This window comes from Pseudomonas sp. UBA6310, assembly GCF_002438225.1.
Classification (GTDB): domain Bacteria; phylum Pseudomonadota; class Gammaproteobacteria; order Pseudomonadales; family Pseudomonadaceae; genus Pseudomonas_O; species Pseudomonas_O kuykendallii.
Genome location: NZ_DJTK01000038.1, coordinates 1 through 12,797, shown reverse-complemented (window position 1 = coordinate 12,797; position 12,797 = coordinate 1). Strand labels below are relative to the sequence as shown.

The 12,797-nt window shown below is 63.5% G+C and carries 12 protein-coding genes; 8 read left to right on the top strand and 4 right to left on the bottom strand.

Translation table 11 applies throughout. The features are described from left to right. Window positions 1-467: 467 nt before the first annotated feature. Genes B3E91_RS09195 through B3E91_RS09185 form a run of 3 tightly spaced genes read left to right on the top strand, consistent with a single transcriptional unit; the run spans window position 468 to window position 2,865 of the window. Window positions 468-1,517, top strand: coding sequence for an adenosine deaminase family protein (locus B3E91_RS09195; protein ID WP_287029164.1), 1,050 nt, complete (start codon window positions 468-470; stop codon window positions 1,515-1,517). Then, window positions 1,514-2,074, top strand: coding sequence for a non-canonical purine NTP pyrophosphatase (locus tag B3E91_RS09190; protein ID WP_287029163.1), 561 nt, complete (start codon window positions 1,514-1,516; stop codon window positions 2,072-2,074). Before B3E91_RS09195 ends, B3E91_RS09190 begins: the two co-directional genes overlap by 4 nt. Then, complete coding sequence (locus B3E91_RS09185) at window positions 2,071-2,865, top strand: SIR2 family protein (RefSeq protein WP_287029162.1); 795 nt, start codon at window positions 2,071-2,073, stop codon at window positions 2,863-2,865. The genes B3E91_RS09190 and B3E91_RS09185 overlap by 4 nt, the downstream gene beginning before the upstream one ends. 142 nt (window positions 2,866-3,007) lie before the next feature. On the opposite strand, the gene B3E91_RS09180 is transcribed toward B3E91_RS09185, so the two are convergent. Next, the gene (locus B3E91_RS09180) at window positions 3,008-3,946 is read right to left on the bottom strand and encodes an AraC family transcriptional regulator (protein WP_287029161.1); all 939 of its coding nucleotides are present in this window, start codon (window positions 3,944-3,946) and stop codon (window positions 3,008-3,010) included. 181 nt (window positions 3,947-4,127) lie between these two features. Here B3E91_RS09180 and B3E91_RS09175 point away from each other — a divergent pair, with 181 nt between their 5' ends. Continuing rightward, window positions 4,128-4,967, top strand: a complete 840-nt coding sequence (locus B3E91_RS09175; RefSeq protein ID WP_287029160.1) for an oxidoreductase — start codon at window positions 4,128-4,130, stop codon at window positions 4,965-4,967. 7 nt (window positions 4,968-4,974) lie between these two features. Here the strand turns inward: B3E91_RS09175 and B3E91_RS09170 are convergent, their stop codons facing one another. Next, complete coding sequence (locus B3E91_RS09170; protein ID WP_287029159.1) at window positions 4,975-5,859, bottom strand: LysR family transcriptional regulator; 885 nt, start codon at window positions 5,857-5,859, stop codon at window positions 4,975-4,977. A 150-nt stretch (window positions 5,860-6,009) separates the two neighbouring features. On the opposite strand from B3E91_RS09170, the gene B3E91_RS09165 reads away from it, so the two are divergent. Together B3E91_RS09165 and B3E91_RS09160 are read left to right on the top strand one after the other, a co-directional pair. Continuing rightward, entirely contained in the window at window positions 6,010-6,654 is a 645-nt protein-coding gene (locus B3E91_RS09165) for a hydrolase (protein ID WP_287029158.1), read from the top strand. Between the two features lie 68 nt (window positions 6,655-6,722). Beyond that, window positions 6,723-7,742 (top strand): alpha/beta hydrolase, encoded by a 1,020-nt coding sequence (locus tag B3E91_RS09160; RefSeq protein ID WP_287029156.1) that lies wholly within the window; start codon window positions 6,723-6,725, stop codon window positions 7,740-7,742. A 262-nt stretch (window positions 7,743-8,004) separates the two neighbouring features. On the opposite strand, the gene B3E91_RS09155 is transcribed toward B3E91_RS09160, so the two are convergent. Together B3E91_RS09155 and B3E91_RS09150 are read right to left on the bottom strand one after the other, a co-directional pair. Further along, window positions 8,005-9,360: a methyl-accepting chemotaxis protein gene (locus B3E91_RS09155; protein ID WP_287029154.1), complete on the bottom strand. Its 1,356-nt coding sequence runs from the start codon at window positions 9,358-9,360 to the stop codon at window positions 8,005-8,007. Window positions 9,361-9,570: 210 nt separating this feature from the next. Next, on the bottom strand, window positions 9,571-10,125 hold the full coding sequence (locus tag B3E91_RS09150; RefSeq protein ID WP_273229546.1) for a TetR/AcrR family transcriptional regulator: 555 nt from the start codon (window positions 10,123-10,125) through the stop codon (window positions 9,571-9,573). 183 nt (window positions 10,126-10,308) lie between these two features. Between B3E91_RS09150 and B3E91_RS09145 the strand changes: the two genes are divergently transcribed. Together B3E91_RS09145 and B3E91_RS09140 are read left to right on the top strand one after the other, a co-directional pair. Further along, window positions 10,309-11,460, top strand: a complete 1,152-nt coding sequence (locus B3E91_RS09145; RefSeq protein WP_287029153.1) for an efflux RND transporter periplasmic adaptor subunit — start codon at window positions 10,309-10,311, stop codon at window positions 11,458-11,460. A 30-nt stretch (window positions 11,461-11,490) separates the two neighbouring features. Further along, window positions 11,491-12,797, top strand: a 1,307-nt coding sequence (locus B3E91_RS09140) for an efflux RND transporter permease subunit (RefSeq protein WP_287029152.1), incomplete at its 3' end; no start/stop codon positions are given.

The following is a 12,797-nucleotide window of genomic DNA, read 5'->3' as shown; positions in this document are numbered from 1 at the left end:
ATGTTGGAAGGCCGTAAGCGACTGGGTAAGGGCGAACTGTCATCCATCGCCTTCGCCATGGGCCGCGGCTTAGCTGTGCTAACGGATGACCAAGGGGCAAGGAAGCTATCATCGGCAGCAGGTAACCATCCTACGCAGACGACGCCTCACTTGCATAGCTGGCTGATCTTTACAAGGAAGCTTGATGACTCAGACCACTCGAATGTGCTGAGCCAACACCGTCAAATGGACGGCAGCCTGGCGCGTCATCTCCAAGATGCGTATTTCCTAGCGCTTCAATGCGCTCGCAACGCATTACCTCCAACTTAGGCCGCATCTGCCTCACCGTTGCGTCAAAGCAGTCTCCGCTTGTGGCCGGGCAGATACCGGTCGAGATATGCAGCTAACTGGTCAACGCCGTATCTAGTACGTTGCCGGTCAACCCTATACCCACGTATTACGTTCGTTGAGCAAACTAAGGAAAGTTATTGAACCAGAGCCGACCCCATTTACCTTGGATGCAGAGCGGCATCAGCAGAGGCAACGAGGCAGAACAAGGCGAGTCGAAGGCAGCCAGTGCACGCGACCGAGGAGAACTCCACGTGCACCTCAATGGAGCGATTCCCGCACCTATAATTCGACAGATTCTAGCCGACGAAGCAACCGAGCTGCCGCCCGGGTTTCTGATCGAGCGTGACCTGCTTCGAAACACTCCCTGCCAGTCCTTGGCGTCATACTTAACTCCGTGGCAGGCACTAAGGCTCTTTCCCAAGAAGCGCGAGAACCTGGATCGCATTTCCAGTGCAGTCTTCGCTGGCTTCGTGGAGAACGGAGTACGCTTTGTCGAACTACGAAGCAGCGTCTTGTACCTCACCCATCTGCAGAATTGCTCGCCCACCCAAGCGCTAGAACATCTGATCGAATCAACCAGGCACGCCGCACATTGCCACGGCATTCGTCGTGGTCTGATTCTCACAGTGACGCGCGGCGACCACGGTGCGGTTTGCCTTTCCACACTATTACAGGCCTATCAAGACCTCGGTGAACCGAAAGACGTGGTGGGGCTGGATCTGGCGGGTGATGAGGAAATCGCATATCCATCGGAGTTGCCGTCACTCTTCCGAAAGGCAAAAGATCGATTCGGACTCGGGGTCACCATACATGCCGGAGAAACCGGTCGCGTGGAAAACGTTCGGGCTGCTGTTGAGTTATTTGGTGCCGACCGTATTGGCCATGGGACAGCAGCAGGTAAGGATCCTCACCTGCTATACAAATTGGGAAAGCAGAACATCTGCATCGAGGTATGCCCGATTAGCAATAGACTAACCGGCGCGGTACCTTTCGATGAAACCCATCCTCTTCAAGAGTTTCGGCGCTTTGAAGTCCCGTTTGTTATCTGCTCAGACAACCCTGCAATTCATCAGCGCGGTCTTGTGGATGACCAAACGATCGCGCTGGATGAAGGGCTTACAGCTACCGACTTGGACCAGCAATACGAAGTAGCTAAGCGCTACTCATTCATAAGGGATCTAGATTGAAAATTCGATTCATGTCTGGAAATGCGCACAAGATCGCCGAGGTGCAACGGATCTTGGCACCGGCTGGCGTGGAAATAGTGCCTGTATCGAGAAAGATTGAAGAGCTGCAGACCGAAGATGTTGATCGTTTAGTACGGGACAAGCTGGTTAAGGCATTCGAGATTATCGGCCGTCCTCTTTTCGTAGAGCACACTGGCCTGTACTTGAGAGGTCTCAACGATTTACCGGCAGGATTGACACAAATCTTTTGGGACAAGCTGGAGGCGGATCGCTTCGTCAACCTCGTTGCTGGCCTCGGAGATACAACTGTGATGGCGAAGACGGTGCTCGGCTATTGTGATGGGCGCGAGATTCGTCTGTTCGAAGGCTCCATTGAAGGAACAGTGCCACCTGTACCGGTTGGCCCAAGGGGCTTCCAATGGGACTGCGTTTTCGTTCCAAATGGACACACTCAAACCTTCGCTGAAATGGGGGAGGCCAAAGACGAAATTTCTATGCGTCGCCAAGCCCTTGACCATTTCGCGGCATACCTCAAGTCCGTGAGAGGCGTGAAATGAACGCTGAACTACTTCACGCTCACCGCACCAACAAGCTGATGCTTTTTGTAGGCTCTGGAGTGTCTGCCAACCTCAACCTGCCGACCTGGAAACAGCTGACAGCACACATCGCAACGGAACTGGGTTATGACCCTAAGATTTTTTCTACTTATGGCACCCACCTAGCTCTTGCGGAGTTCTACAAGAAGAAAAAAGGAAGTCTGGGTCCGCTAAGAAGCTGGATGGACCGTGAATGGCACAGGCCCGATACAGACATCACTCAATCAGAGATGCATAGGCTGATTACCCTTGGGAAATTCTCGCGGATCTACACAACCAACTACGACCGATGGCTGGAAATTGCCCATGACAAATTCGGGGTTCCCTACGATAAAGTCGCAAGCGTAGCCGACCTTGTGTCCGTGACAGAGGGCCGTCGCCAGATTGTGAAGTTCCATGGGGACTTCGATGACGACGCATCAATCGTTCTTGATGAGACCAGCTATTTCCAGAGGTTAAATTATGAGTCTCCATTGGACATCAAGCTCAGCAACGATGTGCTAGGGAACTCAGTCCTCTTCATCGGATACAGCCTATCCGACATCAATATCCGACTCCTTTTCTACCGACTGACAGAGATGTGGGGCCGTTCCGCCATCTCGTCTGCAAGACCCAAGTCCTACGTGTTTACGAACCGACCCAACCCGGTTGCACAGGAGGTTTTGGGGCAATGGGGAATCGAGATGATTGTTTCGGAGGAGGACGATCCGAAGAAAGCGTTGACCGATTTCCTTAAGGAGCTTGTGAGCTAGATAAGGCTGGTCGCGATTGGGTAGCTATTTTCTTTAGGGATGGAGTCGGCCCAGAATTTGCTGGCGGTGCTGGGTGGCCGCTTCTGGCCGAAGGCCGTCACCCTCAACTGCCACGCCCCAATAGCCCTCCCACCCTGCCCCCTCAATGCGAAGCCACATAAACCGCCTCTTCCGCCGCCAGTGGGTAGGCGAAGGTGGCGCGCAGGCGGTCGACTTCCTGTTGCGGGGGCAGGCCGAAGAGGCGTTTGAATTCACGGCCGAAGTGCGAGGGGCTTTCGTAGCCGACCTGGTAGCTGGCCTGCGCCGCCGACACGCCCTTCTGCAGCATCAGCAGGCGCGCGCGGTGCAGGCGGGTGGATTTCAGGTACTGGATCGGCGTGGTGGCGGTGACCGATTTGAAGTGCAGGTGGAAGGTCGCCGCGCTCATCGATACCTCGGCGGCCAGGCGCTGGATGTCCAGTGGCTCGGGATAGCGCTGGTGGATGGTCTGCAGGGCGGCGGAAATCCTGCCGAAGTGTTCGCGGTTGTCGATCGCCGCCCGCAGCGCCGCGCCCTGGGCGCCGGTGAGGACGCGGTAGTAGATCTCGCGCAACTGCGCCGGCCCCAGCACCCGTGTATCCCTCGCCGAGCCCAGGCTCTTCAGCAAACGCAGCAGTGCCTCGGCCAGCGGCGGGTCGAGTGGCGAGGACATCATGCTGGCCGGCGCCTCGGCGCTCGCCGGCGCAGCCTCGCCCAGTTGCAGCAACAGCTCGGCGGCCACCGCCATGTCCAGTTGCAGGTAGATCGCCAGCAGCGGCTCTTCCTCGCTCGCGGCCGTCTCCATGTCGAACGGCACCGGCACGGAAACCGCCAGGTAGTGCTGGGCGTCGTAGCGGTACTCGCGACCACCAAGAAAGCCGCGCTTGCTGCCCTGGCAAACGATGACGATGCCCGGCTCGTAGAGCACCGGCGTGCGCGTGAGCGGACGGTTGCAGCGCAGGAATCGCACACCTGGCAGTGCCGTGAGGTTGTAGCCCTCGTCCGGGGCGAGGGCTCGCATGAGGGCGACCATGTCGGTTCGGATGCCTGTAAGAGCGGACATTTCGCGGTACTCGTGGAGAAAAGGAAGCCGTTGTCAGTCTGGTGCGCGGCCAATCGCCAGTCCAGCGTTCCGTAGGAATAGGCTATCGAGGCAGAGTAACCGACCTACGCCCGGCGGCACTCGGCGAATAGGATTTCCTCCACGGGTCGCCGGCCGCGCGACCGACAGCGAGGAATCCCCCATGCACGACAGCGACAGCAAACTCTTCTTCATCAGTGGCGTCAGTTCCGGTTTCGGCCGCGCCTTCGCCGAGGCCGCGCTGGCGGCGGGCCATCGGGTGGTGGGCAGCCTGCGCTCGGCCGCCGACCTCCAGGCATTCGAGCAGGACCCGTCCGGGCGCGCCTTCGGCGTGTTGCTGGACGTCACCGACGATGCCGCCATCGACGCAGCGATCGCCGGCGTCGAGCGCGACCACGGGCCCATCGACGTACTGGTGAACAACGCCGGCTACGGCCACGAGGGCATTCTCGAGGAATCGCCACTGGCCGAACTGCGTCACCAGTTCGACGTCAACCTGTTCGGCGCGGTGGCGCTGATCAAGGCCGTTCTGCCCGGCATGCGCCAGCGGCGCAGCGGGCGGATCATCAACATCACCTCGATGGGCGGCTTCATCACCCTGCCCGGCATCGCCTACTACTGCGGCAGCAAGTTCGCCCTGGAGGGCATTTCCGAGACGCTGGCCAGCGAGGTCAGGGACTTCGGCATATTCGTCACCGCCGTGGCTCCCGGCTCGTTCCGCACCGACTGGGCCGGGCGCTCGATGCGCCGCAGCGAACGCAGCATCGCCGACTACGACGCCCTATTCGAGCCGATCCGCGCGGCCCGCGAGAGCAAGAGCGGCAGGCAGAACGGCGATCCGCGCAAGGCCGCCCAGGTGCTGCTGCAACTGGTCGCCATGGAGTCGCCGCCGACGCACCTGCTGCTGGGCTCGGATGCGCTGCAACTGGTGCAGGCCAAGCTGGCCGCCCTGCAGGACGAGATCGCCCGCCACGCCGCGCTAAGCCGCTCGACCGACTTCTGAGCACCGTTTACGCACTCAGCTCCTGCACCAGGAAGTCGAGAAAGGCGCGGGTCTTCAGAGGCACACGACGCGCGGTCGGATAGACCGCGTTGATCGAGATCGGCGGCGCCTGCCAGTCGCACATCACCGCCACCAGCCGGCCCTCGGCCAGAGCCTTCTCGACGATGAAGGTGGGCAGCAGCGCGATGCCCATGCCGGCTTCGGCGGCCTGCGCCAGCAGGTCGCCGTTGTTGGCGTGCAGCGGCCCGGTGACGTGGACCTTCTGGGTCTCCCGGCCATTGCTCAGCTGCAGGCTGACGCCGCTCTGCAGGTAGCCGTAGTTCAGGCACTGGTGCGCGGCCAGGTCGCGCGGCACCTGCGGCGTGCCCTGGCGCTGCAGGTAACCGGGCGATGCCACCAGCACCCGCGGCGCCGGCGCCAGGTGGCGCGCCACCATCGAGGAATCCGCCAGGCTGGCGATGCGGATGGTCACGTCGAAACCACCCTTGACCGGATCGACCTGCTGGTCGCTGAACACCAGTTGCAACTCGACCTTGGGATGCAGCTCGTGGAATTTCGGGATCAGCGGGCCGAGGCGGCACAGGCCGAAGGACATCGGCGCGTTGACCCGCAGCACCCCATGGATTTCCGCCAGCCCGCTGCGCGCCCGCTGTTCGGCCTCGTCCAGCGAGGCGAGCACCTCGCGGCAGGCCTCGTAGTACTCGCTGCCGGCTTCGGTGAGGTGAAGGCTGCGGGTGGTGCGCAGCAGCAGTTGCACGCCCAGCGAATCCTCCAGCGCCTGGATCTGCTTGCTGACCTTCGAGCGCGGCACGTCCAGTACCCGTGCGGCGGCGGCGAAGCCATTGGCATTCACCGTCGCCACGAAAGTGCGCATGCAATCAATGCGATCCATCAGTGTCCCCAATTTGGAATCAATGAGTCTCGATTCTAGGGAATTGTTCCACCTTCTGACCAGCTTTAAAGTTTCTCCCATGCCGCCCACACAGGCCGACACGCCAGGCCGCGGCCGCCTTGCCTACCCACTACTCAGAAGGAAGCGATCATGTCCAACCGCGAACTGCTGAACCCGACCAACTCCGCCCTGATCCTCATCGACCACCAGCCGCAGATGGCCTTCGGCGTGCAGTCGATCGATCGCCAGACGCTGAAGAACAACACCGTCGGGCTGGCCAAGGCCGCCAAGCTGTTCAACGTGCCGACCATCCTCACCTCGGTGGAAACCGAAAGCTTCAGCGGCTACATCTGGCCGGAGCTGCTCGGCGTGTTCCCCGGCCAGCAGCCGATCGAGCGCACCTCGATGAACTCCTGGGAAGACAGGAAGCTGGTCGAAGCCGTGAAGGCCACCGGGCGCAAGAAGCTGATCATCGCCGCGCTCTGGACCGAGGTCTGCCTGACCTTCCCGGCGCTGGAAGCTCTCGCCGAAGGCTACGAGGTGTACATCGTCACCGACGCCTCGGGCGGCACCACCAAGGAAGCCCACGACATGTCCGTGCTGCGCATGATCCAGGCGGGCGCGGTGCCGGTGACCTGGCAGCAGGTGCTGCTCGAATACCAGCGCGACTGGGCCCACAAGGAAACCTACGACGCCGTGATGAAGCTGGTGCTGGAGCACTCCGGTGCTTACGGGATGGGCGTCGACTACGCCTACACCATGGTGCACAAGGCGCCGCAACGCACCCTCTCCTGACCTTTGCCCGTGCCGCCGGCAACGCTTCCGGCGGCACCACTCCCCACTCCATAAATGAGATCGAAGCCATGAACCGCGTGCAAAAAGTACTGAGCGTCACCCTCCTCGCCCTGTCGGTCGGCAATGCCTTCGGCGCCGACAACGTCGTAGCCGAACACCAGACCCAGGCCTTCCTGGATGCGCTGGCGGCCGGTGGCGGCAAGCCGCTGGAACAACTCAGCCCGAAAGACGCCCGTGCGGTGCTGACCGGCGCCCAGGCCTCGGTGAAGGTCGACCTGTCCGGCACCGAAGTCAGCGAAAGAACCATCCGCGCCGACGGCCAGGACATCCGCCTGACCATCGTCCGCCCGGCCAAGGTCAAGGGCGAGCTGCCGGTGTTCATGTACTTCCACGGCGGCGGCTGGGTGCTCGGCGACTATCCGACCCATGCCCGCCTGATCCGCGACCTGGTGGTCGGTTCCGGCGCCGTGGCGGTCTACGTCGACTACACGCCGTCACCCGAGGCGCACTACCCGACGGCCATCGACCAGGCCTACGCCGCGACCCGCTGGGTGGCCGAGCACGGCAAGGAAATCGGCGTCGACGGCACTCGCCTGGCGGTGGCCGGCAACAGCGTCGGCGGCAACATGGCAGCGGTGGTCAGCCTGATGGCGAAGGAGCAGAACGCGCCCAGGCTGCGCTTCCAGCTACTGCTGTGGCCGGTGACCGATGCGCGCTTCGACACCGGCTCGTACCAGCAATACGCCGAGGGGCATTTCCTCACCACCGGGATGATGAAATGGTTCTGGGACAGCTACACCACCGACGCTAGGCAACGCGCCGAAATCCATGCCTCGCCGCTGCGCGCCAGCACCGAGCAACTGCGCGGCCTGCCGCCGGCGCTGGTACAGACCGCCGGGCTCGACGTGCTGCGTGACGAGGGCGAGGCCTACGCCCGCAAGCTGGACGCCGCCGGCGTCGAAGTCACCGCCGTGCGCTACAACGGCATGATCCACGACTACGGCCTGCTCAATCCGCTGGCCGGCATCCCGGAAGTGAAGGCGGCCCTGCGCCAGGCGGCCAACGAGCTGAAAACCCACCTGAACTGACAGGCGAAAAAATACCCGCATGAGCGACAGGCTCATGCGGGTATTGCCGTTCACGTTCGCTGTGGTCGAACTCGATCGATCCCCTCGCCCCTTCGGGGAGAGGGTTAGGGAGAGGGGAAGGCTGGCTGTTTCGCGACACTTTCGGCCCTCTCCCCCAACCCCTCTCCCATGAATGGGAGAGGGGGCAGTACGGCCGACCTTGCGTGAACAGCATTGGGCTGGTGCAGGGTGTTTCGGTCTTTGCGGACGCGCTGGCGCAGCCTCATCCGACCCAGCTCACCGCGCTCTTGGGAATCACCTCGGACTCGTCGAGGGTGGAGGCGAACATGCTCACCGCTTCCACTGCATCGCTGGTGCCGCTGCGGATCTGCAGGATCACCGAGTTGGCCTGGTCGGCCAGGATCACGCCGCGCTGCGCCCCTTCCTGGGTGGCGCTCATGCTGGCGACCGCTTCGCGGGTTTCCGAAAGAATCTTGCCGATCATCTCGGCGATCTCCGCCGTCGAGCGGCTGGTGCGCCCCGCCAGTTGCCGCACTTCGTCGGCCACCACCGCGAAGCCACGGCCCTGGTCGCCCGCCCGCGCGGCCTCGATGGCGGCGTTGAGCGCCAGCAGGTTGGTCTGGTCGGCGATTCCGCGGATGGTGTTGACGATCGCGGTGATCTGCTCGGAACGATCGCCCAACTGCCCGACCAGGCTCGCCGAGGAGCCGATGCTCTCGGCGATCAGGCGCATTTCACGCGCGGTTTCCTGGATCACCTGGGCGCCCTGCTCGGCGACCTTCTCGGTCTCGGCGGAGATGTGATAGGCCCGCGACGCCCCGCGCGAATCCGCCTCGAACTTCTCCACCCGCTCGGTGATGTCGCTGGCGAACTTGACCACCTTGCACAGCTTGCCCTCGGCGTCGTAGACCGGGTTGTAGGAGGCTTCCAGCCAGACCACGCGGCCGTGCTTGCCGATCCGCTTGAACTGTCCGCTGAAGAATTCGCCGGCGTTGAGGCGTCGCCAGAAATCGCCGTATTCGCTGCTGTTGACCAGCGTTGGCTCGCAGAACAGGCGGTGGCTCTTGCCCTTGAGCTCCGCCATCGAGTAGCCCATGACGTTGAGGAAGTTATCGTTGGCGACCAGGATGTTGCCGCTCAGGTCGAACTCGATGACGGCCATGGCCCGGTCGAGCGCCGCCAGCTTGCCGCGGGTCTCCGCTTCCTGGCCCACCTTCTCGGTCACGTCCAGGGCGTACTTGACCACCGAGAGCACGCGCCCCTGGTCGTCCAGCACCGGGTTGTAGCTGGCCTCCAGCCAGACGTTCTGGCCGCGCCCGTTGACGCGCTGGAAGGTTCCGGAGACGAACCTGCCGGCGCGCAGTTGCGCCCAGAACTCGGCGTACTCGGGGCTGCGGACCAGCGCCGGCGCGCAGAAATCGCGGTGCGACTTGCCCACCAGCTCGTCGGCGCGATAGCCCATCGTGCTGAGGAAGTTTTCGTTCGCCCGCAGCACCTTGCCGTTCAGGTCGAACTCGACCACGGCCATGGAGCGTTCCAGCGCGGCGATCAGTCCTTTGTAGCCTGCTACTTCGGCCGTCCTAGCCGCCAGTTCATTCTTAGCTGCCTTGTTGAACATGACGTTTCCTCGGCGAAACGATGGGTGTTGAAACAACGTATCGGCTGATGAACAACGGCCTTGATGCCCCGGCAGATGGATATTTCAGCCTGCCCACTGGAGTAGAGCACAGCGCCGTGCGGACGCACCTCGCCCGTGCGAACGCGGCGCGCACTACGGAGCGGAAGTGTGACCGAAGGTTTCTGAAAAGATCGTCAAGACGCGCCGGGATCAGGCCCTGCCGGCACCTTCGAGGAAGAACTGCGCGGCCAGCGCTGCCAGGCCGGAACGCGCCACCCGACCTCGGCGCTCCGCGTCCACCAGGCCGGAGAGGACCGAGGCGAACAGCTCGGCCAAGGCCGGCGCGGCGATGTCGATGCGGAACGCGCCCTCTTTCTGCCCGCGCAGGAAGAAGGCGTCCAGTGCGTCCGAGTAAGGCAGCCAGCGGCTGCCACCGGCATCGAGGTCGAGGGAGTCAGGGCGCCACTGGAAGACCAGGAAAGCCAGCAGCTCGCGATGCGTCAGGTGCCCCTCGATCAGATCGCGGAGCGCCTCGCGCGGCGGCGCGCTCTCCAGGTTGGCGTCGGCGATGATCTGGTTCATCACCACAGAGCTGTGGTTCAGCAGCATTTCGATCAGGTTGTCGCGCGTGCCGCAGAAGCGGTTCAGCGTCGCCTTGCTGACGCCGGCGGCCACGGCGATGTCCTTGAAGGTTCCCCGCGGCAGGTCGACGAGGGCAACGGCCAGCGCCTTGAGGAGCTTTTCGTCAGCAGTGGGTAGGTCCATTCGGTGCTCTTGGTCTGGGGGCGTGCAACGGCGCGCGCAACATAGTGTGCCGAAAAAGCGGTTGATTCGGAAGAAAACTCAAATGGATCAACCTGGAAGCTTATGAGTCAATATTGACTCATCGTCTTTCGCGACCGATCATGCACGTCCTGACGGATCGATGGGCGCTGCCCGGGTGTGGAGATGACCAGTTTGCGCATTGGGCAGATGTTGAAGACGACCGCACTGTTGACGGCGATCGCCCTCGCCGGCTGTGGCAAGGCGGAGCAGAACGCCCCGGCGACCGCCGCGCCACGCGAGGTGGAAGCGCTGCGCGTGGAAACCGAATCCTTCACCCGTGAAGCCGAGTTGCCTGGCCGCATCGAGCCGGTGCGGGTCGCCGAGGTGCGCGCGCGGGTGGCGGGCATCGTGCTCAAGCGCGCGTTCGAGGAAGGCGCCGACGTGAAGGCCGGCGACCTGCTGTTCCAGATCGATCCGGCGCCGTTCAAGGCCGCGCTGTCACGCGCGCAGGGCGAGCTGGCCCGCGCCGAGGCGACGCTGTTCGAGGCGCAGGCGATGCTCAAGCGCTACGAGCAACTGGTGAAGGTGGACGCCATCAGCCAGCAGGATTTCGATGCCGCCCGTGCCGGCGTGCAGGGCGGACTGGCGGCCAAACGCAGCGCCCAGGCCGATGTGGAAACCGCCGCGCTGAACCTGGGCTACGCCACCGTGAAGGCGCCCATCAGCGGGCGTATCGGCCGGGCGCTGGTCACCGAAGGCGCGCTGGTCGGCCAGGGCGACGCGACCATGATGGCGCGCATCCAGCAACTGGACCCGATCTACGCCGACTTCACCCAGCCGGTGGCCGACGCCCTGCGCATGCGTGCCGCCCTGGCCGGCGCACGCGAGAACACCCTGTCCCTGCGCGTGGAAGGCACCGACCACGAAAGCCGCGGCACGCTGATGTTCACCGATATCTCGGTGGACCCGGGCACCGGCCAGGTGGCGTTGCGCGGACGCTTCGCCAACCCCGAAGGCGTGCTGTTGCCGGGCATGTACGTGCGCGTTCGCGCGCCGCAGGGCACCGATGCCGCCGCCATCCTGGTGCCCCAGCGAGCCATCCAGCGCGGCGCGGACGGCCAGGCACGGGTGCTGCTGATCGGCCAGGACGGCAAGGCCGAGGCGCGCGCGGTGCGCACCGGCGTCATGCAGGGCGGCCGCTGGCAGATCACCGAAGGTCTGGCGGAGGGCGATCAGGTGATCGTCGGCGCCATGAACGGCCTCAATCCCGGCGACCCGGTGACCGCCAGACCTGCCGACAAGCAACCCGACGCCGACAAGGCCAGCGCCCAGTAAGGCCGCCCGCACGGCGCCCGAGGAAACCCCATGTCCCTGTTCTTCATCAGCCGCCCCAACTTCGCCTGGGTCGTCGCCCTGTTCATCTCGCTGGCCGGGCTGCTGGCCATTCCGCTGCTGCCGGTGGCGCAATACCCCAACGTGGCACCGCCGCAGATCACGGTTACCGCGACCTACCCCGGCGCGTCGGCCAAGGTGCTGGTCGACTCGGTCACCAGCGTGCTCGAGGAAGAACTCAACGGCGCCAAGAACCTGCTGTACTTCGAATCCACCAGCAACTCCAACGGGATGGCGGAAATCGTCATCACCTTCACCCCGGGCACCTCGCCGGAGCTGGCCCAGGTCGATGTGCAGAACCGCCTGAAGACCGCCGAGGCGCGGATGCCCCAGGCGGTGCTCGACCTCGGCATCCAGGTCGAGCAGACCAGCGCCGGCTTCCTGCTGATCTACGCGCTGAACTACGCCAACGGCGACGGCGACCAGGACACCACCGCGCTGGCCGACTATGCGGCGCGCAACATCAACAACGAGATCCGCCGCGTCGCCGGGGTCGGCAAGCTGCAGTTCTTCGCCTCCGAGGCGGCGATGCGGGTGTGGATCGCACCGCAGAAACTGGTGGGCTACGGCCTCTCCATCGATGACGTGAGCAACGCCATCCGTGCGCAGAACGTGCAGGTGCCGGCCGGCGCGTTCGGCAGCACGCCGGGCACGGCGGAGCAGGAGGTGACCGCGACCCTGGCGGTCAAGGGCACGCTGGACAATCCGGAGGAGTTCGGTCGCATCCTGTTGCGCGCCAACCAGGACGGCTCGCGGGTGACCCTCGCCGACGTCGCGCGCCTGGAAGTGGGCAGCCAGGACTACAACTTCAGCACCCGCCTGAACGGCAAGCCGGCGGTCGGCGCGGCGATCCAGCTGTCGCCGGGCGCCAACGCGATTCAGACCGCGGAAGCGATCAAGCGACGCCTCGCCGAGCTGTCGGTCAACTTCCCGGAGAACATCGAGTACTCGGTGCCCTACGACACCTCGCGCTTCGTCGACGTGGCCATCGATAAGGTCATCGCGACACTGGTCGAGGCCATGCTGCTGGTGTTCCTGGTGATGTTCCTGTTCCTGCAGAACGCCCGCTACACCCTGATCCCGTCGATCGTGGTGCCGGTCTGCCTGCTGGGCACGCTGACGGTCATGTACCTGCTCGGTTTCTCGGTGAACATGATGACCATGTTCGGCATGGTGCTGGCCATCGGCATCCTGGTGGACGACGCTATCGTCGTGGTGGAGAACGTTGAACGCCTGATGGCAGAAGAAGGGCTGTCTCCTAAAGAGGCGACGGTTAAGGC